Genomic DNA, 25,195 nt, shown 5'->3' with positions numbered 1-25,195 from the left:
TTCAAGGAAACAGCTATGTTCAATTTCAAGCACGAATGGATTGAAACCAATGTGGGCCTTCTGCTGGTGCTTACCATGCTGGCCGTCAGTATTGGTGGTCTGGTCGAGATCGCGCCGTTATTTCTTATCAAGAGCACCGTGGAAAAGGTGGACGGCGTGCGTCCTTATACACCACTGGAATTACGCGGGCGCGATATTTATCAGCGTGAAGGTTGCTACCTGTGTCACTCCCAGATGATACGCCCGTTCCGGGATGAAGCGTTGCGTTACGGTCACTATTCATTAGCTGCCGAGTCGGAATACGATCATCCATTCCAGTGGGGTTCCAAGCGTACCGGCCCGGATCTTGCGCGCGTCGGCAAAAAATATTCTAACGAATGGCATGTCGCTCACTTGATTAGCCCGCGCTCCATGGTGCCTGAATCCGTGATGCCGAATTTTCCATGGCTGGAAAAGAACGAATTGAATATCTCCGATATCAAGGAACGTATGGAAGCCTTGCGTAAAGTCGGTGTGCCCTATTCTCTTACCAAGTCTGAATACCAGGCTAACGTTAAAGAATTCGGACCGGCAACGGCGGAGATGCTGAGCATTCCTGATGCACGTAAAAACCTGATCGCTCAAGCAGAGTCCGGCAATTATGACGGTGATCGCAGCAGGATTACGGAAATGGATGCGCTGGTCGCCTACTTGCAAGTGCTGGGTACCATGGTCGATTTCAGCAAGTATGACGACGATGCGTTTGTGAAATACCGTTAATTATTAGGGCCGCCCATGGACATGAACTGGTTGAACTGGTTTGCTTCATATGAGCATACCAAGCCCTTGGCGCTAGTGATTCTGTTCGTCACTTTTGTATTGATAGTGCTGTATGTATACGGCAGCAAGAAACGCGGCGAGCGTTTGGAGACCTATAAATACATGCCATTCATGGACGATGAATCTGAAAGCAAGGAAGACAAGAAATGAGTCAGGAAAAATTACAGTCGCATACCGTGCAGACTACCGGCCATGCGTGGGACGGTGACCTGCAGGAATACAACAATCCGATTCCGGACTGGTGGCTATATGCATTCTATATCTCGGTGCTGGCTGCGGTCGTGTACTGGTTCATATACCCGGCCTGGCCTGTAGGTAAAGGTTTTACTACCGGTTTTGATACGATTACCTACGTTAATGACAAAGGAGTGAAAAAAACCACTCACTGGAATACGCGTGCCTTGTTCATCAAGGAAAATAACGAAGCGATCGCAGCCCAGAAGCCTTATTTCGACAAGGTTGCGTCGATGCCGTTTGACCAGATTGCCAAGGATCCTGAATTAAACAGTTTTGTGTTATCTGCCGGCAAGCAGCTATTTTCCGACAACTGCGCTGCCTGTCATCAGCAGGGTGGCGGTGGCAAAATGGACTTTGCTCCCAACCTGACTGATGACGATTGGCTCTACGGCGGTCATTACGCGAACATCCAGCAGACCATTACCAATGGGCGGCATGGATATATGCCGCCGTTTGCCGAGGTATTGACGGATACGCAAATGACCCAACTGGCTGATTATGTGCTGAGCCTTTCGCACAATGCAGTCAACCCGGAAAGTGCAAAGGCGGGTGACGTGTTGTTTCATTCCGAGACAGCTGCATGTTATTACTGTCATGGAGTCGATGCGAAAGGGCGGCAGGTACTGGGTTCCGCCAACCTGACCGATAGTATCTGGTTGTGGGCCGATGTGCCCGATGCCAAAACGATTCCTCTGAAAGAAGCGGCAGTGAAGAATGTAATTCGTACGGGCCTGAATAAAGGTGTCATGCCCACGTGGAAAGATCGCCTGTCAGCTGAACAAATCAAGTTGTTGACGGTCTATGTTCACGAATTGGGTGGTGGTAAGTAAGAAGTCATTGACCCCTGACCCGGTTTCGACCGGTCTCGCGGCCTCAATAAAACCCCTGCCAAACCGCGGGGGTTTTTTCATGGAGAACATACTTGAACGTTGGTATTGAAGAACCACGGGCGCTATATCAGAAGCGTATCCCAATTGTTACACGTTCAGTCAAGGGGCGTTTCCGCAATTTCAAATGGGGGGTGATGGTACTCGCCTATACGGTGTACTTCGGACTGCCATGGTTGCCATGGACGCGAGAAGGCGTGGCTTCCCAGGCAATCATGTTCGACCTGGCGCAACGCCGGTTTTTTATTTTTGATCTGGTCATGTATCCGCAGAATGTTTTCTGGCTGGCATTGCTGCTATTTATTGCGGCAGTCATGCTTTTTTTTGCCACCACCTTGATTGGCCGGGCGTTTTGTGGCTACTTTTGCTTTCAGACTTTGTGGACGGATATATTCGTCCGGATAGAAAAACTTGTTCAGGGTGAACGTCCGGCACGTATTCGCCTGCAGCGCCAACCCTGGGATAAAGAAAAAATCCTGAAATTGGGTGCGACGCATGCCCTATGGGTATTGTTGTCATTCTGGACGGGTATGACATTCGTGCTTTATTACGGATATGCGCCCGATATATTAGTACGATTCTTTACTGGTCATGCCGCTTATGCGGCCTATGTCACGGTATTTTCACTGACTGTTAGCACCTACGCTGCCGCGGGGCTGATGCGTGAGCAAATCTGCGCTTACGTATGCCCGTATGGCCGCTTCCAGAGTGTGATGTATGACCCTGAAACGATGGCCGTTGCCTATGATGCAAAACGTGGAGACGCCAAGCTTGGCAGGGCCGCTCCGAAAGGTGAACTGAAAATACACGAAATCCGCCAGAATAAAGGCTATGGTGACTGCATTGATTGCGGGTTCTGCGTCCAGGTCTGTCCCACGGGGATCGATATTCGGGACGGTTTACAATACGCATGCATCTCTTGCGGGTTATGTATCGACGCGTGCAATATCATTATGGACTCAGTGGGCTATCCGCGTGGCCTGATCCGCTACGATTCAGAAGCCAATATGGCTAAACCTGTACCTGCCAAGCCCCATATTCACTGGATGCGGCCCAAAGTTCTGGGTTATTCCATCATTCTCAGCGTAATGACAGGTGCACTGATATACAGTATTACCTCACGTACCACTTTCGAACATGATGTCCATCAAATACGCCAGCCGCTCTATGTGGTGCTATCCAATGGCGACATCCGCAATCGCTATCAGATTCGGTTGACCAACAAGAGTGGCAAAGATATGCGCTATCGCATTACGACGCAAGGCTTGCCGCGTGGTGCTCTGGATCTGGATGAGGGCCAGGCGGTCACCGTCCACAGTGGCAATAGTGTCGTGGTACAGGCCAGTATCAAGCTCACGCCACAGCAGGTGGGCAAATACCCCCGTTTTGATTTCGTAATCACGCCATTATCGCAGCCGAAAGACAAGGCGATAGAGCAGGTAAACTTTTATTCAAGGAAGAACGAACAATGAGCTTGCTGGAAACACTGTTTGGCGGCACTGTAATCGTGGTGATACTGCATTTGTTGTTGGGTCGCCTGGGTTTGGCGAATTACTGGCGCGGGGTGATTTCCGGTGCAATTCCTACCATTGCTTATGCCTTTTATGCGGTAATGAATGGTGATGAGCTGGATGTGATTGCCATTCACGTCGCAATTTTCCTGGCTACGGCGACAGTGCTCAGCTTGCTTGCAAGCGATAAGCGCAATTCCGGCAAGCGCATGCACTGGGCGCCGAAAGCATTAATGACATTTTTTGCGATCCTTGCCATCACCGATGGCATTTTTGTGACGATATCCACCCAGGGGGTGCCACCCTGGGTGGCGAGCCTGATCATGCCGCGTGCCAAGAATCACACGGTTTATTCGGGCTTCTCGGGTGTGACTGAACATACTGACCAAGCGTCGAAAGCGATCAACTCACATCTTAAAATGCTTTCGGATGAACAAAAGCTGGGCTGGGATGTGGAGATAGCGGGTCTGGATACCCTGAAGGCAGGTACCGTAGCCAATAAGCTTGTGATGAACCTGCGTGACAGCCAGAAACAGCCTATACAAAATGCTGTCATTACGCTGCATTTCTTCCGTCCAGGTTATGTGCAAACACTTCCTCTGATGCATCTGCAACAGCGTAATCCGGGTGAATATACGGGTGACATCAGTATTGCTGGCGCAGGCTCATGGGTGATCAAACTGGAGATAGAGGCAGATGGTCAACGCATCGAACGCGAGCATGATGTGACTGTGTCTGCTTCCTGAGCAACGGATGGCATCGCCAGAATCCTGCTACCACTGTGGCCAGGTTGTTCCTGATGGCATAGAACTGAGCGTCAATATCGCACAACAATCCCGGATCATGTGCTGCCGCGGTTGTCAGGCGGTCGCCCAGGCGATTGTGGATAATGGACTCGGCGAGTATTACTCCAATCGTACCGCGTTGCCGGGCCAGGGGCACGAAGTGTTGCCGGACGAACTGAAAAAGCTTGCGCTTTACGACCATCCGGATATCCAGCGCAGCTTTGTAATAGACAGCGGTGAGGATCAGCGCGAAGCGGTGCTGATACTGGAAGGCATCACTTGTGCCGCCTGTGTGTGGCTCAACGAACGTCATCTCAAGCAGTTACCCGGCATACGCATGGTGCAGGTCAATTATGCCAATCATCGCGCCCGGGTTGCCTGGAACAGCAGTGAAATCTCATTGTCGCGCATACTCCAGGAAATCCAGTTACTCGGTTATAACGCTCATCCTTACAGCGCTTTGCAAGCCGACGCCCTGCGCCAAAAAAAACGCAAAAAGGATTTGCAGCGACTTGCCATTGCCGGGATCGGTTCGGCACAGGCAATGATGCTGTCGGTGGGCCTCTATGCGGGCAAGTGGGAGGGCATTGATCCCAATACCGTCATGTTATTACGCTGGTTCGGGTTGTTGCTGACGCTGCCGGTAGTGACCTTCTCCGCCATGCCTTTTTATCGCGCCGCATGGAGTGGCCTCAAGTCCGGCCATCTGAATATGGATGTGCCGGTGGCGTTGGCACTGATTACTGCATTTGCCGGCAGCGTGTGGGTCACCGTGTTTGGGGGAACGCATGTTTATTACGATTCCATCGGCATGTTCGTTCTGTTCCTGTTGGGTACGCGTTTACTGGAGGCGGGTGCGCGCGGGAAGTCGGTAGAAGCCGCGGAAAATCTGCTCAAGCTGCAACCCACCATGGCTGTCCGGCTCCGTGCCGGCCAGCAGGAATATATTCCGGTTATGGACTTGCTGAGTGGTGACAGTATTCTGGCCAAGCCGGGTGAAACCATTGCCGCCGACGGCATCGTGGCAGAAGGTGTGTCCACAGTGGACGAAGCGCTATTAACCGGCGAGCCGCGCCCGGTCGTCAAGCAGCCGGGGGATAGCGTGATCGCCGGCAGTATTAATCTGGAAAGCCCGCTTACGCTGACGGTCACCGGCGTGGGCGAAAATACCATACTGGCCGGTATAGTGCGGATGGTGGATAAGGCGCAATCGGAAAAACCGCGCATAGCCACGCTTGCCGACCGGGCTGCTTCCTGGTTTACCGTTGCGCTGCTGGTTTTTACGGCGGTGGTCGGGGTGGCCTGGTTATTCATTGACCGCTCACAGGTTCTGGACATCGTGCTTGCCGTGCTGGTGGTCACCTGTCCGTGTGCATTGTCACTGGCAGTGCCTGCGGCACTGGCAGCGGCGGGTTCCCACCTCATTAAACGCGGTATTTTGGTGACACGTGGCCATGCACTGGAAACGCTGGCAAGAGTGAATCATGTGGTATTTGACAAGACCGGCACGCTGACGCAAGGCAAACCCGTTATCGTGGACGTGATGGCATTGTCGGATATGCCGGTAGCACAGTGCGATGTTTTGGCTGCCAGCTTGGAGCAAGCCTCGGAGCATCCTCTGGCGGTGGCATTTAAGGGTCGCGTATTGTCAGCCGATTTGCGGGTGGTGCAAAATGCGCGCAACCATCCCGGTCAGGGTGTATCGGGTGAGGTGAACGGGCAAACTTATTACTTGGGTAATCAGGATTTTTCTCCAGCCAGCCAGGTCATGGCTGAAGATTATGCCCTTCGCCATCCCAGTGCGACATTGGTGTGGTTGTGTGATGCGAAGCTCGCATTGGCCGTGTTCGTGTTGGAGGACCCGCTGCGGGAGGATGCCGTTCAAGCCATGGCGAGGCTCAAGGCACGCGGTATCAACATCAGTATTTTGAGCGGGGATAATGAAACCACTGTGCGCCATGTCGGGAATGCGCTCGGTGTGGACAATCTCCACTGGCAGCAAAAACCGCAAGACAAACTGGCTACTTTGCAGGCTCTGCAGCGGGATGGTGCTATCGTGGCAATGGTGGGGGACGGTATTAACGATGCGCCGGTACTGGCCGGTGCCCAGGTATCTTTTGCGATGGCAGCGGGTACCGATGTGGCTAACCAGAGTAGTGACATTGTGTTGCTCTCCAATCGCCTGGACGATGTGTCACAGGCACTGGAAACAGGACGTGACACCCTGGCCGTGATGCGCCAGAATCTGTTTTGGGCAGTGGCGTATAATGTAATTGCATTGCCATTTGCCGCACTGGGTTATATTTCGCCGTGGCTGGCTGCGTTGGGGATGTCCATCAGTTCCATGGTGGTGGTGTTAAATGCTTTGAGGCTCAAATGACTTCTACGTTGGTGTTTTTGCTGGGCTTGACGGTCATATTTATTTTATTGATCGGGTTCGGCATTTTCTGGGCGATTAAAAACGGACAGTTCGAAGATATGGAAGGTCCTGCGCAACGTATTTTGATGGACGAGGATGATCCGATGCTGCCTTCTAATCAATTGAGCGACAAAACGAAATAGTTTAAAATGAATCCAATTTTATATATTCGTGTAAGGATGCATCATGACTCAGCTGTTCAATAAAACCAATCTGCCGATGACCGTGATCGTGAGTCTCATTGTGTTTGCCTGGCTCAGCTTCTTCTCGGTTCTCCTGTTTGCGTGACACGCAAATGTGACCCATAAAAAACCCCGCAAATGCGGGGTTTTTTATGGGTCAGAGCAAGTCTGATAACAACTTAAACCAGCGCAGCCTTCATTTTCTGAAATGCCTTTTGTTCGATCTGGCGTACGCGTTCTGCGGAGATATTGTATTCCGCAGCCAGATCATGCAGGGTGGCATTATCCTCTTCACGCAACCAGCGCGCTTCGACAATGTGACGGCTGCGTGCGTCCAGCGCGTCCAGTGCGGACATCAGGCCGGTGCTGGTCCGTTGCTCGCTTTCGTCACGCGCCAGTATCGTGGACGGCTCATCGTCAGCGTTGCTCAGATATGCCAAAGGCCCGTAACCATCCTCACCATCATCACCCAAAGGCTCCAGATTGATGTCCTGGCCGGAGAAACGCGCTTCCATTTCCAGTACTTCCTCGCGTTTCACGCCCAGCTCTTTAGCCATGGCGCTGGCTTCATCAGGACTCAAACTATTGGAGCTAGTCTTATGACTGCGCAGGTTAAAAAACAGTTTGCGCTGACCTTTGGTGGTGGCGATTTTGACCATGCGCCAGTTGCGCAGGATGTATTCGTGCATTTCAGCCTTGATCCAGTGCATGGCAAATGAGACCAGCCGCACACCGCGTTCCGGGTCAAAGCGCTTGACCGCTTTCATCAGACCGATGTTGCCTTCCTGAATCAGGTCAGCCTGGGGCAGACCGTAGCCGACGTATTTGCGGGCGATACTCACCACGACACGCAGGTGCGACATCACCAGGTGACCGGCTGCTTCCAGGTCATTATTGTCGCGCAGGCGACGCCCCAGTGAAATCTCTTCTTCCAGGCTCAGCATCGGGTAGCTATTGATGGTGTGGATATAGCTGTCCAGGCTGCTGGCACTGTTGCTTAATGCAGGCAATGCAAAAGTGGGTGACATAGCATGTTCCTCCTTGAACTCATTTTAGCACTCTGTATAAGAGAGTGCTAATCGTGTAAAGTTCACCGAAAATATGGATTACCTGGATTCTATCAGGCGCAGGCTGCGGTTTACTGCCAGGAAAGCGCCCAGCCAACCCAGGGCAGCAGCGATTGCCAGGAGTATCCCGGCCTCCATCCAGCCAAGGCCGGCCAAATGTGATGGGGAATTGTAAAGTGCGGCCAGCTTGCTTGCCTGCTGGTCGAGCAACTGTACCGAGACCACTACAATCAACCAGGCGATGAATCCGCCAAATAACCCCTGAATCACGCCGAAATACAGAAATGGGCGACGGATATAGCGATTGGTGGCGCCGATCAGGCGGCTGACTTCGATTTCTTCGCGGCGGGTGAGAATCTGTAACCGGATCGTATTTCCGGATACAGCTACCAGCGCTGCGCCCAGCAGGCTTGCCAGCACCCATACCAGATTCCGCCCCAAGTCCAGCAGCGCGGTAAGGCGCTGGGCCCACTGGCTGTCGTCCTGAACTTCCGCGACTTGCGGCCAACCGCGAATATTCGTGGCGATACGCGCCAGATTTTGGGCATCCGGCTGCGCCGGGATGATGATCCATGAATCGGGCAGCGGATTGTCGCTCAAACCCGCTGTCAGGTCACTGATGCCGGCCTGTTTTGACAAGGCGGCCAGCGCGTCCGCGCGTGGCACAAAACGTACGCTGCTGAGATCGGTGCGCGCCTTCAGGCGTTGCCGTATGGCACTGATATCGCTATCGCTCGCATTTTGTTGCATGAACACGCTGATTTCCGGCTGGGCAGGCAAGCCCGCCGCAAGGCGGGTAACATTCTGCAGCAATACAAACAACCCGGCAGGCAAACTCAGTGCGACGCCAATGGCGATAATGGCAAACAGGGTGGCATAAGGGGTTTTCCCCATGCGCATCAAGGTTACCATGAATGCCTGGCGATGGTGGGAGAGCCAGGTCATCATGGCAGTATCGCCCCTTGTTCCAGATGAATTACCCGGCTGCCGTAGCTCCGGATGGCATTTTCATCATGCGAAGCGATGACCAGCGTGACACCCACCTGGTTGAATGCCTTGAACATGTCCATGATGTCACGCGCATAGTCAGCATCCAGGTTACCGGTGGGCTCATCGGCCAGTACCAGGCTGGGGCGCGATACGATGGCGCGGGCTATGCACAGGCGCTGTTGCTCGCCGCCAGAAAGGGTAATGGGATTGGCTTTCTCGCGTTTAAGTAGCCCCACCTTGTCCAAAGCAGCGCGCGCTCGCCCGGCAGCTTCCTGGCGCGGAAATCCGGCAATCAGCAAGGGCAGCAGGACATTGTGAATAACGCTGCGGTCAAACAGCAATTTATGATCCTGGAATATCAGGCCAATATTACGCCGCAGGTAGGGGACGGCGGCACGCCGCATTTTGCCGACATTCTGGCTATTGACCGTTACCGTGCCGGATGTGGGGCGCTCGATTGCGGCGATCAGCTTGAGCAGCGTGGATTTGCCCGCTCCCGAGGGCCCGGAGAGAAAAACTATTTCGCCGCTGGTAATTTCAAAGCTCGCTTTGGACAGTGCCTCATGGCCGCCCGGGTAGCGTTTAGTCACAGCCTCAAAACGTATCATGGTGCGGGTGCCTCGAATAGTGCATCAACAAAATCCTGCGCCACGAAAGGACGCAAATCATCCAGGCTTTCCCCTACACCAATAAAGCGAATCGGGTGCGGGCGTGTTTTGGCGATGGCCGCAATCACGCCGCCTTTGGCTGTGCCATCCAGCTTGGTGAGTACCAGGCCGGTAACACCCAGCGCATCGTCAAACGCTTTGACCTGGGTGACTGCGTTCTGTCCGGTGTTGGCGTCCAGCACCAGCAAGACTTCATGCGGGGCAGAGGGTTCGGCTTTCTGGATGACGCGTTTGACCTTGCGGATTTCCTCCATCAGGTTGAGCTGGGTGGGCAGCCGTCCGGCCGTATCAGCCAGCACGATATCAATACCGCGGGCGCGCGCTGCGGCAACCGCGTCAAAAATGACGGCTGCGGAATCGCCACCATCCTGGGCAATCACCGCCACATTGTTGCGCTCACCCCAAACCATGAGTTGTTCGCGTGCAGCGGCACGGAACGTATCGCCTGCCGCCAGCAATACCGATTTACCTTGGGCTTGGTAATATTTGGCCAGCTTGCCTATTGTTGTGGTCTTGCCAGCGCCGTTTACGCCCGCCATCATGATGACAAAGGGTTTGTGAGTGCTGATATCCAAAGCTTGTTCGAGTGGCGCGAGCAGGGTGCACAGTACGTCATGCAATGCGGACTGTAATTGAGCAGCATCGGTGAGATGATCTTTTTTGACGCGTTGGCGTAGACTGCCGAGCAGATACTGGCTGGCATCCACGCCCACATCGGCAGTGAGCAAAATGGTTTCCAGTTCGTCGTAAAGATCGGCATCGATTTTCCCGCCACGTGAAAACAGACTGGTCAGTTGTTTGCCAAACTGTTCGCGGGTACGGCTCAAACCCTGTTTCAGACGTTGCGCCCAGGATGGTTTGGGCACAGGCTCGGTGACTGCAACGGGCGCAGCAACGGCTACCGGCGTAGTTGGCTCTGGCGTGGTTTCAGCTGGGGTGGGCTTGTTGCCGGATTTCTTGAAGAAGCTAAACACGATTTTGGCAGTCTTTAAACAGTGTGCGGAAACTCAGCATAGTTGCGACGCTTATTTTATCATGCGTCCTGCCCTAACTTATTCCGGGATTGAAATGAACTTTATAAAATACGTTCTCGTCATCAGCATTGTGAGTCTGGCTACGCCCGCTTTGGCCGCAGTGCAGGAATTTCATCTCGCCAATGGGTTGCGCGTCCTGGTCAAGGAAGACCATCGCGCGCCCATTGTCGTTTCGCAATTATGGTATCGCGCCGGTAGTCTGGATGAGTTCAACGGTACCACGGGCGTTGCCCATGTGCTTGAACATATGATGTTCAAGGGGACCAAAGAAGTTGCTGACGGCCAGTTTTCCAAGCTGATTGCGGCAGCCGGTGGGCGTGAAAATGCGTTCACCGCCCGCGACCACACTGCCTATTTTGAACAATTGCAAAAAGACCGGCTCGGGCTGGCGCTCAAACTGGAGGCGGACCGCATGCAAAATCTCATTTTGTCAGAGGCCGGTTTTACCAAGGAAATCCAGGTGGTAATGGAAGAGCGCCGCATGCGCACCGACGATAAACCCCAGGCACGGGTGTATGAACAATTGATGGCCACTGCATTTCAGGAAAGCCCCTATCGACGCCCGGTGATTGGCTGGATGAATGACTTGCAACACATGACAGTGGATGATGCGCGCGATTGGTATCAGCGCTGGTACGCGCCTAATAATGCCACACTGGTGGTGGTGGGCGATGTTCAGGCGGCCGAGGTAAAACAGCAGGCCGAGCATTATTTCGGAGCAATCCCTGCGAAGACCCTGCCGCTACGCAAACCCCAGCCGGAACCTGCGCAAACCGGCATCAAACGGGTGACAGTCAAAGCGCCTGCCAAGTTGCCCTATCTCATCATGGCCTACCATGCGCCGGTGCTGCGTGACGTGGACAAGGATTGGCAGCCTTATGCGCTGCAAGTACTGGCCGCCGTACTGGACGGCGGGGATGCGGCGCGTCTGACCCGCAATTTGGTACGCGGGCAGCGTATAGCCAGTGAGGCGGGCGCTGATTATGGGGCCGTGGCGCGGGGGCCGGGTCTGTTCCTGCTGGACGGCACGCCTTCCGCAGGAAAGACCGCTGCCGACCTCGAGGCGGCCTTGCGTGCGCAGATCGAACTCATCAAGCATGACGGGATAAGTGCGGATGAACTGACGCGGGTCAAGGCTCAGGTTGTCGCAAGCGATGTCTACCAGCGCGATTCCACGTTTTACCAGGCGATGCAACTGGGTATGTATGCAACAGCGGGTTTACCCACCTCCGAAATTGAGGTGCGTGTAAAAAAACTGCAGGCAGTCACGGCAGAGCAGGTGCGCGATGTGGCACGTCAATACCTGGTGGATAATGAGCTGACCGTGGCGACACTGGATCCGCAGCCATTCGATAACAAGCCTGAGCGCCCCGGAATACCAGGGATGCGGCATAGTGGTGGAGAACTTCGATAATGCGTGCCTTGTTTGTACTGTTTGCTGTTTTCACCACGTTTAGCGTGCACGCGGCGCTGCCTATCCAGCACTGGGTTCTGGATAACGGTGCCAAGGTGTATTTCGTGGAAAGCCATGATCTGCCCATGCTGGATGTCGGCGTCGATTTCCCTGCTGGTACAGCGCTTGAACCAGCCGGTCAGGGAGGAGTGGCCAATCTCACACGTCATTTGCTGAGCTTGGGCGCTGGCGGGATGGATGATAATCAGATCGCGCGCGGGATGGCCGACGTGGGAGCCGAACTGGGGGGGCGTTTCGATGCGGATCGCGCCGGATTGACGCTGCGCACCCTGAGCAATCCGGAACAACGTCATGCCGCCCTGGCAATATTGGCCAAAGTGTTGCAGGAACCGAGCTTTCCAAAGACAGTGCTGGCGCGCGAAAAAGCGCGCGTCATCGCCGCTCTGCAAGAAGCTGAAGCGCAGCCTGCAAGTATTGCTGCCAAGGCGTTCCAGACGGCCGTATTTGGCAGCCATCCCTATGCCCGGCGGGATAGCGGTGAGATCGGCAGTGTGAGTAAGCTCAGGGTGGCCGATTTACAGGGTTTTTATCGTAGCCACTATGCGGCGACGGGTGCTGTCGTGGCATTAATGGGCGACATCAATCGGGTTGAGGCGGACCGCATTGCCCATCAACTCACTGACAAGCTGCCACCCGCCCGCGGTGAGGCCAGCCTCACCCTGGTACCGGTACCCGCATTGCAGCAGGCGGTAACGCGCAGTATCCCCTTTCCCGCCAAACAGAGCCAGGTGCTCATCGGTCAGCCCGGTGTAAAACGGGGTGATCCCGACTATTTCGCCCTGTATGTGGGCAATTATATTCTGGGAGGCGGCGGCTTCGATTCACGCCTGTTGAACGAAGTGCGGCAAAAACGCGGTTTGGCGTACAGTGCGTACAGCTATTTCATGCCCATGCGCGAGGCGGGTGCATTTCAGATCGGGTTGCAAACCCGCACCGACCAGACTAAGGAGGCATTGCAGGTCGTGCGCGAGACGCTGGCGAATTTTGTCACCAACGGGGTGACCGAAGCGGAACTGAGTCAAGCCAGGAACAATATTGCCGGCGGTTTTCCGTTGCGTATAGACAGCAATAAAAAAATTCTCGAATACCTTGCAGTGATTGGTTTTTATGATCTTCCGCTGAATTATCTGGACGAATTTCCGCAGCGGGTTGAAGCGGTGACTGCGGAACAAATTCAGGCTGCTTTCAAACGCCATATCCATCCAGACAAACTGGTTACCGTGGTGGTGGGTGGTAATTGACAATGAATCAGGCCAATGCCACGCGTAATCGGGTGCGTATTATCGGCGGCCACTGGCGCAGGCGATTAATCAATTTCCCAGAAGCAGATGGTTTGCGCCCCACCCCGGATGCCGTGCGTGAAAAACTGTTCAACTGGCTGGGTCAGGAACTGCATGGCCTGGATTGTCTCGATTTGTTCGCCGGCAGCGGCGCGCTTGGCTTTGAGGCGGCTTCACGGGGTGCTCGCCGCGTGGTGATGGTGGAAAAAAATCGTATGGTTGTGGACGCGTTGCAACGCAGCGCAGCTACGTTGGCAGCCAACAATGTCATTGTGATGCGGGGGGATGGAGTAAAATTCCTGACCGGGCAAGCCGACGGTTTTGATGTGGTATTCCTCGACCCGCCCTATGCCGCAGGTATGCAGGCTCAGATACTGTCCGTGCTGCCACCGTATCTGAATGCCGGTGCCAGCGTGTATGTGGAGCATGATGGCAGCCTGGCCGCACCGGCAGGCTGGACGGTGTGGCGCGAAGGTCGCGCTGGCAAGGCACATTTTTGCCTGCTTAAACGGAACCAGGAACAGGACGATGACCATGTATAAGATCGCAGTATATCCAGGCACCTTTGATCCGGTAACGCGCGGGCACGAAGACCTGGTTCGCCGCGCACTGCGTATTTTTGACGAGGTCGTGGTGGCTGTCGCCGCCGGTAGCCATAAGCGCCCGTTTTTTGATTTAAACGAGCGCGTGGAGATGGCGCAGCAGGTGTTCGCCGATGCGCCGCAGGTTCGCGTAGTAGGTTTTTCCGGACTGCTGATGCAGTTGGTGGCCGAACAGGAGGCTCACATTATTTTGCGCGGCTTGCGTGCGGTGTCGGATTTTGAGTATGAATTTCAGCTCGCCGGTATGAACCGCCACCTCAATCCCGAGGTCGAAACGGTGTTTATGACCCCGGCCGAGCAATTGATGTTTATTTCCGCCAGCATGGTGCGTGAAATCGCCCTGCTGGGCGGTGATGTCGGCCAGTTTGTGCCACACTTGGTCGCACAACGACTTCAGGCTAAAATTGCATCAACCAAGTAAAGGATAATGAAATGTCTCTGTTAATTACGGATGAATGCATCAATTGTGACGTGTGCGAGCCGGAATGCCCCAATGAGGCGATCTATCAGGGCGACAGCATTTACGAAATCGACCCGAATAAATGCACGGAGTGCGTGGGCCATTACGACGCACCGCAATGTGTGGAGGTGTGTCCGGTGGACTGTATCCCGCTGGGGATTGAGGAAACTCAGGAGCAGTTAATGGATCGTTATCTGTTACTGACGGGACGCCAGGCGTCGGTCTGAGATGGCCTCCCAAATAAAAAGCCCCGCGAGCGGGGCTTTTTATTTGGCGGTAGCAGCCAGGCAATCAGGCTACAGCAGCGCTGACTTCAGTCAGGCCTGGGTTGAGTACCGTCGTGACATGTGACTGCATCCCATCCAGCTCGTCCAGTTGTCTGCGCAGGGTGACCTGCATCTGCTGCAGTTCGGCGATACGATCTTCCAGCGTATCGGTGGCCTTGTGGATACGCTTGATGCTTTCCAGACGACGACGCAGCTGCATCTGGTGTTCGCGGACTTGCGTTTCCATGGGGGCCATCACTGCCTTGAGCCAGTTGTCGGCTTCGCGATTGGCCACTTCATAAATATTGACCACGCGGCTTGCCAGCGTCTCGAAGAATTTGGTGGTCAGCGTGTACTGCTCGTTGGTCAGCATGTTGATCAAGGTGTTGAAATGCTCGTTGTAGCTTTTTTCCAGCCGCTCCATCTCCTTTTTATATTTGAAGGTGGAGTAGTTCGGCGGCGTGATTTCGATCAGGCCATGTTCCTCGTTGAACTTCCTGTACATCGCCGTCATCATGGATTTGATCTCTTCGATCTGTTCCGCTGAGTGGGTAATATTAGCGTCCACATGAATGAAGAAAGCACTCATCGCCTCGCGCAGGCCTTTGGTGAAGCGGCTGTTTTCCATGGCAATACGGGTTTCACGGACCTCGCTCTTGATGCGATCCATACCCAGATAATCGAACAGGGCATTGGATTGCTGCGAGAATACGCTGCGCAGCGCCTGGAACTGCTGCAGGCCTTTTTCAAAGTGGGTTTTTTCTTCCTCCACTTTGGTCATCATATGCTGCACGACTTCTTCGTTTTTGCCGCGCAGGCCGGTCAGTTCTCCCAGCTGTTCGTTGATATTGGTCATTCGCGCAGTGAGCAAGGCGCGCGTGCCGGACATCAGGTCCTGCATTTCGTTTTCGGTATTGTCGCGCACAATTTCGCGTTTGGACGGGATCAGCTCATCGCTTAACGCCCGTTCAAATTCACTCAGGCGGCTTTTGGCCAGCAGGGCTGCATCGCCATTAACCTTGGCAAGCAGGCCCTTCTGTGCGGATATTGGATAAATCTGGGCGGCATCCAGCCCCAGCAGATTGGCGCAGCTGTTGATCTGGCTGGTGATTTCCTGCTCGATCGCATCGGCCTGCTTGAGATCGTCCCACAGTCCATCGATCTTGTTGAGCACAACCAGCCGCCCTTTATTGCGGCTATGCAGCGTGGCAATATGGTCGCGCCATACTTCGATATCGGACTTGGTCACGCCGGTATCCGCTGCAAGAATGAACACGATGGCGTGGGCGTTGGGCAGCAGGTTGAGGGTAAGTTCCGGTTCGGTACCGATGGCGTTCAGTCCCGGCGTGTCGAGGATGACCAGGCCTTTTTTCAGCAGCGGATGCGGAAAGTTGATGATGGCGTGACGCCAGCGCGGAATTTCCACCCGGCCATCCGCATCCACGGTGAGCAGGGCATCCACATCCCCTTCGTGATAAAGGCCGTATTTTGTCGCTTCATCCTTGGAGACCTTACGGGTTTCACCGACTTGCAGCATGGCCGCTGTCATTGCGTCAGCCGAATCAATATTCAGCGGCGTGGTGATCCATTCCTCCGGATAGCGTTTGTACTCGGCGGTGGTTACGCTGCCGCCGCGGGTCTCGATGGGCAGCAACTGGATCGAGGGCGGCCGTTCCGGGTCGTAGAGCAGTTCGGTCGGGCACATGGTGGTACGCCCGGCTGTAGAAGGCAGGAGCCGCTGCTTGTAATCGGCAAAGAAGATCGCGTTGATAAGCTCCGACTTGCCGCGCGAAAATTCGGCGACAAAAGCCACATTCAGCTTGTCCTCGGCCAGCCGGTCAAGCAGATGCTGCAAGCGCAGATCAATCTGACCATCGTTGATTTCCTGTTCGCTGAGCCAGTCGCGGTAACCCGCGATGCTATGGGCCAGACGTTCGCGCCAGGCACTGTAATGCTCGAACTGTTCGACCAGGGTATTGTTGGACATGGTGCGCTCTCCTGAATGGGCGTTTTTGTATTTTGCCGGGTCATTATCGGCCAAATATTTAGCCGCTTCAATGGTTTGTAAATTTATCTATGAATAAAGCATAGCAAAGCCCATGCCTGGTCAAGTCTGGCAACACGGACAGTAAAATGTGGAGCGTTGCCCCTGGCGTATTTGTTTGATGGAACTGCTGCATACCCGGCATGATTCTCCAGCGCGTCCGTACACCGTGTATTGTTGCTGGAAATAGCCAGCCTCGCCTGCGCTGTTGACGAAATCGCGCAGCGTGCTGCCGCCGGCTTCGATTGCGCGCTCCAGGGTGGTACGGATGGCCACAACCAGCTTGGTGTAGCGTACCAGCGAAACTCGCCCGGCAGGTGTGGCGGGACGGATACCCGCGTGGAACAAGGCTTCATTGGCATAAATATTTCCTACGCCCACCACGACGTGGCTGTCCATCAGAAAAGTTTTGATGGGGACTTTACGCCCGCGCGAATGGTCATGCAGATAATGTCCGTCAAATAATTCCGATAAAGGCTCCGGCCCCAGATTTTCCAGCAAGGGGTGACGCAGAACGTCGTTTTCTGTCCACAACACGGCACCAAAGCGGCGCGGGTCGCGCAGGCGGATACAGGTGCCATTGTCGAGTACCAGATCTACATGGTCATGAACGCCAGCGGGTGAATTGTTGTCCATGATACGCAGGCTGCCCGACATGCCCAGATGCAGGATGATGGAACCATGGGGTAGCGCCATGATCAGATATTTGGCGCGTCGTGTCAGGCCAAGAATGGGTTGACCTGACACTTGTTGAGCCAGGTTTGCAGGTATCGGCCAGCGTAATTTTGAGTTGCGCACCACCGCAGTAACGATGCTGCGCCCGGTACAATGCGGAGCCAGCCCGCGACAGGTGGTTTCAACTTCGGGAAGCTCGGGCATGAATAATATCGGGCGTTATTATGAAAAGACGGTTCAGTACAGGGTGATTGGCAGTGCCGATCAATTTTAACGCGAAATTCCAGTTCGTGACGCCTCCATGCCTGGGGCGCTGCGTTCTCGATAGGAATCAAGAAAGGGAAAGTCATGCGCATGTTGCACACCATGCTCCGCGTCGGGGAACTGGAGCGCTCGATCCATTTTTACACTGAAGTATTAGGCATGAAATTGCTGCGCCGCAAGGATTATCCTGAAGGCAGGTTTACGCTGGCATTTGTCGGCTATGGCGATGAATCAGACCACACTGTGCTGGAACTCACTCACAACTGGGACACGCCTGCTTACGATCTGGGCAATGGTTTTGGCCATCTCGCCGTGGAGGTGGACGATGCCTATCAGGCCTGTGCCGAAGTCAAGCGCCTGGGCGGCACGGTCAACCGCGAAGCCGGACCGATGAAGCATGGCACGACAGTGATCGCTTTTGCGGAAGACCCGGATGGTTACAAGATCGAGTTCATTCAGAAAAAATCCTGATTCTGTCGGGGCCGTGCAATTCCGGATTGCGATCATGAAGGTGCGCGCAGCAACACATCACAATCACTTTGCAGGTGCTGGCCGCCGTCCACGGTGATGAGTTGACCGGTAATCCAGCGCTGTTGCAGCAGGAACAGCACGGCGTCGGCAATATCGGTCGGCGCGAGCCCCGCACCTAGTGGAAATGCGGATTGTGCCGTGTGGAAGCCAGCCTCGGTCTGCCCGCCGCTGGGCAAGGTTAACCCCGGCGCCACGCCATTCACGCGCAGTTTCGGCGCCAGTGCTTGCGCCAGAAAAGGGATGCTGACCGCCAGGTTGAGTTTGCTCAGCGTATAGGCGTAATGATCCGGATTGAGACGCTGCACTTTTTGATCTACAAGTGCCACGAACGCACCGCGTTGCATGGTATCCGCACATTGCATCCAGGCGCTTGCGGCGGCAACAAAACTGTCATAGTTAATGCGGCGGTGTGCTTCAATGGCTGCCCATGAGCTGGTATCGGCAGTGTCATGTTCGAACAGGGAGGCAGCATGCACCAGTGCCTCCGGTAACCGCCCGAAGCGCTCGCGCAAACGCGGCCAGAGATCAAACCATACTGCGGGATCGGCAATGTCTTGCTCGATAATGTGCACGGGCCGGCCGGATGCGGCCAACGCGTCGAGCGCAGTACTGGGTTGGCGTACCAATGCAAGAATTTCCCAGTTGTTTTCCAGCAGTGTCCGGGTGATAGCCAGGCCGAGACGCTTGCCGGCTCCGGTGACCACAGCCAGAGGGTGCTGCGCGTTCATGCTGCGCTCCGGCTGGCGCGTAGCTGCTGGTAATCCGCGCGCGTTACGCGCATCCCTACACCTACTGCATTGGCTTGTGCGATCACCGTAGGCTTGAGAATTTCCACGTCGACACGGGTCACTCGGGTATCGGCAAAGCAGAATTCCACCACATCGAACAGCAGGGTTTCCACCAGTTCCGTGTGCGAACGATCTTTCCAGGCGTGGACGAAATCACACATGCGCGTGTAATCAAGGCACTCGCCAATTTCACGCGGGCGATAAGGCAGCATCGCTTCGGCCTCGACGTTCACAATCACGGTCTGCGGTGTCTGATACTCGAAATCGCAGATGCCGACATACATTTCCACCGCAATGCCACGAGCAATCATGCGCAGAGACATCTCTTCGCCACCTATTTAATGACGACCTTGGTGGGACCGTCTATGGCTTCCAGTGCGGCCTTGGCATCGCTGCCATCAATGGCTGCGCGGAGGCCGGGCAGGTAGCGATTGGCGCATTCCATGGCAAATACCAGCAGGGTTTTTACCATGGCTTCAGTCAACTCGCCACCGCTCACATCAAGGCTGTTTTTGAAGTTCATCTCGCCATCGTTCATGTCGATTTCCCAATTACCCAATGGCAAACCATAGTTGGCCCGGGTGAGAAATTCGGCCACGGTGGGAATGCGTTCGATTGGTACCAGCATGTCCTGCGGGCGGACGTAAACAAAAACACGCGCAGCATCTTCATGGGCGTGAACAAAAATATTCAGTTTCCCGTTCTCGATTTCCACCGGCAGGTTGATGACCGGCAGGTTGGGTACGCGGGTAGCAGGTAGTTGCATGTGTTCCAGGCATGTCTGGACTGTATCAATCAGGTTCATTGCGATTCCTTAGCATGTAAATAATTGGCGATACCTATGAAATCTTCCACCGCCAGTGTTTCGGCACGACGGCCTGGATCAATGCCCAGTCGTTCAAATTCGGTTGCAGATAGCACGCCGCCCAGTGTATTGCGCAAGGTTTTGCGCCGCTGGCTGAAGGCGCGCGCGACCACCTTTTCCAGCTGCCCAAGATTCATTGCAGACATTTCATCCGGTTTGCGCGGCATCATGCGCACGATGGCGGAATTAACTTTGGGTGGCGGGTCGAATGCATCGGGCGGCACATCGAACAAGGTCTCCATATTAAAGCGATATTGCAGCATGACGGTGAGACGGCCAAAGTCCCTGCTGTCAGGGAGAGCTGTCATGCGCTCGACCACTTCCTTTTGCAGCATGAAATGCATGTCTTCGATAGAAGGTGAAAATTCGGCCAGATGAAACAACAGCGGGGTGGAAATATTGTAGGGCAGGTTGCCGACGATGCGTAGATTTTCGCCCAGGCTGGCGAAATCAAACGCCAATGCATCGCCCGCATGAATTGTCACGCGCTCCGGGCTATGTTCACGCGTCAGACGGGCAATGATGTCACGATCAAGTTCGACGACATGCAGGTGATCCAGATGCGCTAGCAGGGGTCGTGTCAGCGCTCCCAGGCCGGGACCAATTTCAACCATGTTATCGGCATGTTGCGGGCGAATGGCGTGAATAATCGCGGCGATGATATCCGCATCACAGAGAAAGTGCTGGCCGAAGCGTTTACGCGGAATGTGTCGGGACATGCAGGTAGGCCTGGTCAAGTATGACTGTGTGCAACCAGTTGCATTGCCATATCAAGTGCGGCCTGCAAACTGCCGGTATGGGCGCGGCCGGTGCCTGCCAGTTCAAGTGCGGTGCCATGGTCTACCGAGGTGCGAATAATGGGCAGGCCCAGAGTGATGTTCACGCCGCCGCCGAAGCTGGCATATTTGAGTACCGGCAAGCCCTGATCGTGATACATCGCCAGTACGCAATCGGCCTCGGCCAGTCGTGCCGGATTAAATAGCGTATCGGCTGGCAAGGGGCCGGTCAGGTGCATTCCTTGCGCGCGCAATTCATTGAGTACCGGACTGATAATATTGATTTCTTCCTGGCCGAGATGACCTGATTCACCTGCATGCGGATTCAGTCCGGCAACCAGAATATGCGGCTTCTGGATACCGAAGCGTTGCGCCAGATCATGATGCAGAATGCGCAAGGTGGTGGTGAGTGATTCGCGTGTGATGGCAGCCACGACGTGGGCAAGCGGCAGATGTATGGTGGCAAGTGCCACGCGCAATCCACCCCCTGCCAGCATCATCACAACGTGCGATGTATTGGTTTCTTCGGCAAGAAATTCGGTATGGCCGGTGAAAGGGATGCCGGCGTCATTGATGACTGCCTTGTTGATGGGTGCGGTGACCATGGCGGCGAATTCGCCGTCCATACAGCCCTGCACCGCGAGTTTCAGGGTTTGTAATACATAATGGCCATTGGCCGGGTCAAGCAGGCCGGGGGTTGTATGCGCATGCAATGGCTCATGCAGGACAGTCAGTGTACCGGCCGCACGGCTGACCGGTGTTTTGCCATACGGCTGAAGCGTCAACGGTAGACCGAGTAAACCGGCGCGCTGGACCAGCAGATCATGATCGGCGATGACGATCCAGGCTTGATCCCGTGACTGCTGCGCCAGCTGTATGCACAGATCGGGACCGATGCCGGCAGGCTCGCCGGCTGTGATGGCAATAACGGGTGCAGTCACAGCCGGATTTATTCCGCGTTACGGTATTCAACGTAGGCACTGTCGCGTAGCTGACGCAACCATTCTTCCTTGGCTTCTTCTATCTTGCGCTCGCGCAACGCCTGGCGTGCCAGCAGGCGTTGACGTTCCTTGGTGACGTCCTGATCGCGCCGCGCCAGTACCTCAATCAGATGGAAACCGAAGGGTGTTTGCACGGGTTGGCTGATCTGGCCGGGTTGCAGCGCATTCATGGCATGTTCGAATTCAGGCACGGTCTCGCCGGGTGAGACCCAGCCCAGATCACCGCCTTTGGAAGCCGAGCTATCGTCCGAGTACTGACGCGCCATATCTGCGAAGCTGGCGCCATTGAGCAGACGTTCACGGATTTGCAGTAAACGATTCTTGGCGTCGGTCGCCGATACCAGTTCATTGGTCTTGATCAGAATGTGCCGCACATGCGTTTGCTGGACGACCATTTTGGAATTCTGTCCGCGCTTGTCGACCAGCTTGATGATATGAAAACCATTGCTGCTACGAATGATGTCGGATACCTGGCCAGATTGCATCTTGGCCAGAGCGTCGGCAAACGGTTGCGGTAGTTGCGACGCGCGGCGCCAGCCTACATTGCCGCCATCCAGCGCATTGGAAGCATCGGAATAGCTGGCAGACAATTGGGCAAAGTCCGCGCCCTTCCGGAGCTGGTCCAGGATCATCTGTGCGCGAGCGCGTTGTTGCTGGATTTGTTCAGTGGTGGCTGCCTCGGGAATGCGAACAAGGATGTGGTCAAAGTTGTATTCATCTTCCTGGCCTTGTTTGGCCTGATTTTCCAGGTAGGTATCCACTTCGGCTTCAGTGACGTTGACTTTACTGTCGACTTCACGCTCCTGTAACCGCTGCAAAATGATTTCATTGCGGATGTCGCCGCGGAATTTATCGAAAGGAATGCCTTCCTTGGCCAAAGCGCTTCTAAACTGCTCCAGGTTCATGTTGTTCTGGGCTGCGATACGATCCAGCGCCTTGTCCAGCGTGGGCCCGTCCACGCGAATGCCGGTCTGATTGGCGAATTGCAGCTGGATGCGGTCGTTGATCATGCGTTCCAGTAATTGTTTCTCCAGCACCGGGCGCGCTGGTAACGGTATGTTGCGTGCTTTTAATTGCTGTACGGCGCGATCGTAGTGCTCATCGAGGTCGTATCGGGTGATGACATCATCATTGACCACGGCGACGATGCTGTCGAGCGGTTTGATGGGTAGCGCAGTACGCTTGTTTGTTGCGCTGAGAGGGGTGTCGGACGGTGTTCTGGCGGCGCCGTCAGGTGCTGCATGCGCTGCCCCCGCCAATAAAAAGGCAAGCAGGGTGAATAAATGTAGGGTGCGATTAAGGGTTTTGGAGTTCATTGGTATTCACGTAGCCAGAAATGCTTTGTTTGAGGACATCGAGCGGATTAGAACCGAGTCGGCCAATACCGTTCAATTCGAGCTGGATGAAGAATGAATTGCTGGTCGTGCTCGTGGCTGTGGCGATGCGTTGCAAAACGCCGCGGATCGCCCAGCAGCCGGCATTGTATTCCAGCCCCGCCAAACCTTCCACCAGACGGCCATCCACAAAAGAATAATTGTAACGCATCAGGCCATACCAGCGCGGCGCCAGAGGCCATTGGGCAGAGATGTCCACTTGGCGGATGGCGTCATTGTTGGAAGCGCCCAGACTGTTATAGGTGCCGCGAATACTGCGATAGCTCAGATTAAGCGCTTTGCCGGGCTCCGGATGATAATTTGCGGAGATGCTGTTGCGGATACTTGCACCCTGGCTGGTATTGAATTGCACGGCCGCCTCGGCGCGCCACGCCTGGCTGATCTGGCCGCCGATGCTGGCGAGCACGTCGGAAGAAGTGCTATTGGTAGGCGTGCCGCCAGGCAAAACGACTTTCTGGGGAGCGAAATAAAAACGCTGTCCCAGCGAGACGCGCAGGCGTTCCAGGCCACTGTCCGGTTCGATCAGGCGCGAAGTCACGGCCGTAGTGATCTGGTTGGCGTCGTTGATGCGGTCGCCACCGGCAAAACGGTTTTCGGTGAACATCTGGGCAAAATTGAAATCGATCTCGCCGCTGTCGAAGTTGGGTATCTGGCTCTGGTCGCGATACGGGATGTATACGTAAAAAATTCGCGGTTCCAGCGTTTGATGGTAATTGCGGCCAAACAGCCGGGTCGTGCGGTCCATGTAAAAGCCGCTGTCCACGCTGGTAATCGGTACTGTGCGCACGCTATTCGGCAACGTGCTCGAATCCAGATAGTAATTTGTCTGGCTCACACCGAACTTGGGCGTGATGTAGGCGAAATTATTGGCCATCGGCAGGCTGACGCTCGGATAAGCGGATACCCGGGTGCCGTTGACCAGCGTCGGGTGCTCGAAGTGCACGGCTTCACCGGCGAAGCTGAAATCCACTCCGTGCCAATCGTAGGTATTGGCGTTAAGGGTAAGCTGCGGCAGGATATTGTAGGGTGGCACAATGGGCGCCAGCGGATCCTGCAGGGTCTGGAAATTTTGCGCGCGAATGCCGGCATTCCACCAGCCTCCGGAGTAGTTGACGCTGCCATCCTGTGACAGGGTGGTCAGCGAGGTGGTGTTGATCTGGTTGGATAGATCACGGAAATAGCTGTTATCCGATACGCGTTCGTAATGCAGGTGACCGCTCCATCCTGGCGCGAAAGTCTGGTCGTGATTGACGAACACGCTCCAGCGATTGGTGTGGGTAACCTGGTCGGGCAGGAATTCGCCATTGAGTATGCCGTGATAACTTTCGGACAAATAGCGGAACTCTCCGCCCAATTGCAGCCCGCGTTTGGTCATGATGCGGGGGCTGATGGTGGCATCGTAATTCGGTGCAATGTTCCAGTAATACGGCAGGCGAAATTCCAGGCCGCTACTGCCGGTGGTGCCGAAAGTGGGTGCAAGCAGTCCGGATTTGCGCTGGTTATTCAGCGGGAAATCGATATAGGGCGTATACAGAATGGGCACGCCCTTGAATTCAAGATAGGCATTGTATGCAGTACCGACTTCGCGTCCGCGATCAAGGTTCAGATCCTTCACATGCAGGTACCAGTCATCGTTATTGACCGGACAGGTCGTATAGGTCGCGTCTTTGAGGCGGTACTGGTTTTTGCCCTCGAAATCCAGCACGCGTGCCGCGCCACGCGCTTTGCGTGCTGATTCTGCCTTGGTATCGGAGATCAGTTCACTCAGGCTATATACCGGCTGCTGCATCTCTCCCACCTGATCGGCCAGCCGCAAACTCAGTTCCGGGCCACGCACCCTTAATCCAGGCTGTACCAATGTGACATCGCCTGTGGCGAAGGCCTGGTCGATATCGAATGTGTATTGCAGGTAGTCACTGGTCAGCACGGCATCATTGCGCTGTAACTCAACATTGCCTTTGGCTTTCACTTGCTGGTTTGCAACCCCCTCAATCTGGTTGGCATGCAGGTAAAGCGGGGCATCTTCCGATTTTTGTGCGGGCAACAGGACCGAACTGGGTTGGGTTGCAGGCGGGTCTTGTGCCAGCGCAACGCCGCAAAACAGCGTCAGACAGGTGGTCAGGCAACATTTGAAATGAGATGGTGGCATGGGGTCTGGTCAGCGAATAATGCTAGA

26 protein-coding genes are annotated in these 25,195 nt (G+C 54.9%); 13 read left to right on the top strand and 13 right to left on the bottom strand.

Annotation, left to right across the window (positions count from 1 at the left end; all coding sequences use genetic code 11):
* Positions 1-15 precede the first annotated feature (15 nt).
* From ccoO to ccoS, 7 genes are all read left to right on the top strand, one after another.
* Entirely contained in the window at positions 16-759 is a 744-nt protein-coding gene (ccoO, locus tag ACYCZJ_RS11725; protein ID WP_461554411.1) for a cytochrome-c oxidase, cbb3-type subunit II, read from the top strand.
* Positions 760-774: 15 nt separating this feature from the next.
* The gene (locus ACYCZJ_RS11720; RefSeq protein ID WP_461554410.1) at positions 775-969 is read left to right on the top strand and encodes a cbb3-type cytochrome oxidase subunit 3; all 195 of its coding nucleotides are present in this window, start codon (positions 775-777) and stop codon (positions 967-969) included.
* Positions 966-1,886: a cytochrome-c oxidase, cbb3-type subunit III gene (gene ccoP, locus ACYCZJ_RS11715; protein WP_461554409.1), complete on the top strand. Its 921-nt coding sequence runs from the start codon at positions 966-968 to the stop codon at positions 1,884-1,886. The genes ACYCZJ_RS11720 and ccoP overlap by 4 nt, the downstream gene beginning before the upstream one ends.
* A gap of 92 nt (positions 1,887-1,978) precedes the next feature.
* Entirely contained in the window at positions 1,979-3,415 is a 1,437-nt protein-coding gene (gene ccoG / locus ACYCZJ_RS11710; RefSeq protein ID WP_461554408.1) for a cytochrome c oxidase accessory protein CcoG, read from the top strand.
* Positions 3,412-4,200 carry a FixH family protein gene (locus tag ACYCZJ_RS11705; protein ID WP_461554407.1) on the top strand — a complete coding sequence of 263 codons (789 nt, stop codon included), beginning with the start codon at positions 3,412-3,414 and terminating at the stop codon, positions 4,198-4,200. The genes ccoG and ACYCZJ_RS11705 overlap by 4 nt, the downstream gene beginning before the upstream one ends.
* A gap of 7 nt (positions 4,201-4,207) precedes the next feature.
* Positions 4,208-6,619 (top strand): heavy metal translocating P-type ATPase, encoded by a 2,412-nt coding sequence (locus ACYCZJ_RS11700; protein ID WP_461554406.1) that lies wholly within the window; start codon positions 4,208-4,210, stop codon positions 6,617-6,619.
* The gene (gene ccoS / locus ACYCZJ_RS11695) at positions 6,616-6,801 is read left to right on the top strand and encodes a cbb3-type cytochrome oxidase assembly protein CcoS (RefSeq protein WP_461554405.1); all 186 of its coding nucleotides are present in this window, start codon (positions 6,616-6,618) and stop codon (positions 6,799-6,801) included. Before ACYCZJ_RS11700 ends, ccoS begins: the two co-directional genes overlap by 4 nt.
* Before the next feature lie 218 nt (positions 6,802-7,019).
* On the opposite strand, the gene rpoH is transcribed toward ccoS, so the two are convergent.
* From rpoH to ftsY, 4 genes are all read right to left on the bottom strand, one after another.
* Complete coding sequence (gene rpoH / locus ACYCZJ_RS11690; protein WP_461554404.1) at positions 7,020-7,868, bottom strand: RNA polymerase sigma factor RpoH; 849 nt, start codon at positions 7,866-7,868, stop codon at positions 7,020-7,022.
* Between the two features lie 78 nt (positions 7,869-7,946).
* A complete protein-coding gene (gene ftsX / locus ACYCZJ_RS11685) occupies positions 7,947-8,855 on the bottom strand; it encodes a permease-like cell division protein FtsX (RefSeq protein ID WP_461554403.1) in 909 nt (302 codons plus the stop codon).
* Positions 8,852-9,505: a cell division ATP-binding protein FtsE gene (locus ACYCZJ_RS11680; RefSeq protein WP_461554402.1), complete on the bottom strand. Its 654-nt coding sequence runs from the start codon at positions 9,503-9,505 to the stop codon at positions 8,852-8,854. The genes ftsX and ACYCZJ_RS11680 overlap by 4 nt, the downstream gene beginning before the upstream one ends.
* On the bottom strand, positions 9,502-10,539 hold the full coding sequence (gene ftsY / locus ACYCZJ_RS11675) for a signal recognition particle-docking protein FtsY (RefSeq protein ID WP_461554401.1): 1,038 nt from the start codon (positions 10,537-10,539) through the stop codon (positions 9,502-9,504). Before ftsY ends, ACYCZJ_RS11680 begins: the two co-directional genes overlap by 4 nt.
* A gap of 94 nt (positions 10,540-10,633) precedes the next feature.
* Here ftsY and ACYCZJ_RS11670 point away from each other — a divergent pair, with 94 nt between their 5' ends.
* From ACYCZJ_RS11670 to ACYCZJ_RS11650, 5 genes are read left to right on the top strand one after another with little or no spacing between them, the layout of a single operon-like run.
* Positions 10,634-12,013, top strand: a complete 1,380-nt coding sequence (locus ACYCZJ_RS11670) for a M16 family metallopeptidase (protein ID WP_461554400.1) — start codon at positions 10,634-10,636, stop codon at positions 12,011-12,013.
* Positions 12,013-13,314: a M16 family metallopeptidase gene (locus tag ACYCZJ_RS11665; protein WP_461554399.1), complete on the top strand. Its 1,302-nt coding sequence runs from the start codon at positions 12,013-12,015 to the stop codon at positions 13,312-13,314. Before ACYCZJ_RS11670 ends, ACYCZJ_RS11665 begins: the two co-directional genes overlap by 1 nt.
* Positions 13,315-13,316: 2 nt before the next feature.
* Positions 13,317-13,895, top strand: a complete 579-nt coding sequence (gene rsmD, locus ACYCZJ_RS11660; RefSeq protein WP_461554398.1) for a 16S rRNA (guanine(966)-N(2))-methyltransferase RsmD — start codon at positions 13,317-13,319, stop codon at positions 13,893-13,895.
* Positions 13,882-14,376: a pantetheine-phosphate adenylyltransferase gene (gene coaD / locus ACYCZJ_RS11655; RefSeq protein WP_461554397.1), complete on the top strand. Its 495-nt coding sequence runs from the start codon at positions 13,882-13,884 to the stop codon at positions 14,374-14,376. Before rsmD ends, coaD begins: the two co-directional genes overlap by 14 nt.
* 11 nt (positions 14,377-14,387) lie before the next feature.
* On the top strand, positions 14,388-14,642 hold the full coding sequence (locus tag ACYCZJ_RS11650) for a YfhL family 4Fe-4S dicluster ferredoxin (protein ID WP_461554396.1): 255 nt from the start codon (positions 14,388-14,390) through the stop codon (positions 14,640-14,642).
* A gap of 64 nt (positions 14,643-14,706) precedes the next feature.
* Here ACYCZJ_RS11650 and ACYCZJ_RS11645 read toward each other — a convergent pair whose 3' ends face one another.
* Together ACYCZJ_RS11645 and mutM are read right to left on the bottom strand one after the other, a co-directional pair.
* Positions 14,707-16,668, bottom strand: coding sequence for a dynamin family protein (locus ACYCZJ_RS11645; protein ID WP_461554395.1), 1,962 nt, complete (start codon positions 16,666-16,668; stop codon positions 14,707-14,709).
* Positions 16,669-16,788: 120 nt separating this feature from the next.
* On the bottom strand, positions 16,789-17,604 hold the full coding sequence (gene mutM / locus ACYCZJ_RS11640) for a bifunctional DNA-formamidopyrimidine glycosylase/DNA-(apurinic or apyrimidinic site) lyase (RefSeq protein ID WP_461554394.1): 816 nt from the start codon (positions 17,602-17,604) through the stop codon (positions 16,789-16,791).
* A gap of 144 nt (positions 17,605-17,748) precedes the next feature.
* Here mutM and gloA point away from each other — a divergent pair, with 144 nt between their 5' ends.
* Positions 17,749-18,135, top strand: coding sequence for a lactoylglutathione lyase (gloA, locus tag ACYCZJ_RS11635; RefSeq protein ID WP_461554393.1), 387 nt, complete (start codon positions 17,749-17,751; stop codon positions 18,133-18,135).
* A gap of 32 nt (positions 18,136-18,167) precedes the next feature.
* Here the strand turns inward: gloA and ACYCZJ_RS11630 are convergent, their stop codons facing one another.
* From ACYCZJ_RS11630 to ACYCZJ_RS11600, 7 genes are read right to left on the bottom strand one after another with little or no spacing between them, the layout of a single operon-like run.
* Positions 18,168-18,923, bottom strand: a complete 756-nt coding sequence (locus ACYCZJ_RS11630; RefSeq protein WP_461554392.1) for an SDR family oxidoreductase — start codon at positions 18,921-18,923, stop codon at positions 18,168-18,170.
* Positions 18,920-19,306: a dihydroneopterin aldolase gene (locus tag ACYCZJ_RS11625; protein WP_461554391.1), complete on the bottom strand. Its 387-nt coding sequence runs from the start codon at positions 19,304-19,306 to the stop codon at positions 18,920-18,922. Before ACYCZJ_RS11625 ends, ACYCZJ_RS11630 begins: the two co-directional genes overlap by 4 nt.
* 11 nt (positions 19,307-19,317) lie before the next feature.
* Entirely contained in the window at positions 19,318-19,788 is a 471-nt protein-coding gene (locus ACYCZJ_RS11620; RefSeq protein ID WP_461554390.1) for a YbjN domain-containing protein, read from the bottom strand.
* Positions 19,785-20,567 (bottom strand): 16S rRNA (adenine(1518)-N(6)/adenine(1519)-N(6))-dimethyltransferase RsmA, encoded by a 783-nt coding sequence (gene rsmA / locus ACYCZJ_RS11615; protein ID WP_461554389.1) that lies wholly within the window; start codon positions 20,565-20,567, stop codon positions 19,785-19,787. The genes ACYCZJ_RS11620 and rsmA overlap by 4 nt, the downstream gene beginning before the upstream one ends.
* A 14-nt stretch (positions 20,568-20,581) precedes the next feature.
* Positions 20,582-21,565, bottom strand: coding sequence for a 4-hydroxythreonine-4-phosphate dehydrogenase PdxA (gene pdxA / locus ACYCZJ_RS11610; RefSeq protein WP_461554388.1), 984 nt, complete (start codon positions 21,563-21,565; stop codon positions 20,582-20,584).
* An 8-nt stretch (positions 21,566-21,573) separates the two neighbouring features.
* Positions 21,574-22,941: a peptidylprolyl isomerase gene (locus ACYCZJ_RS11605; RefSeq protein WP_461554387.1), complete on the bottom strand. Its 1,368-nt coding sequence runs from the start codon at positions 22,939-22,941 to the stop codon at positions 21,574-21,576.
* The gene (locus tag ACYCZJ_RS11600; RefSeq protein ID WP_461554386.1) at positions 22,922-25,168 is read right to left on the bottom strand and encodes an LPS-assembly protein LptD; all 2,247 of its coding nucleotides are present in this window, start codon (positions 25,166-25,168) and stop codon (positions 22,922-22,924) included. The genes ACYCZJ_RS11605 and ACYCZJ_RS11600 overlap by 20 nt, the downstream gene beginning before the upstream one ends.
* Positions 25,169-25,195 lie beyond the last annotated feature (27 nt).

The sequence above is a fragment of the Sulfuriferula sp. genome, from assembly GCF_054605375.1.
The sequence above is the reverse complement of the archived record's forward strand: the minus strand, read 5'-3'. Positions and strand labels throughout refer to the sequence as shown.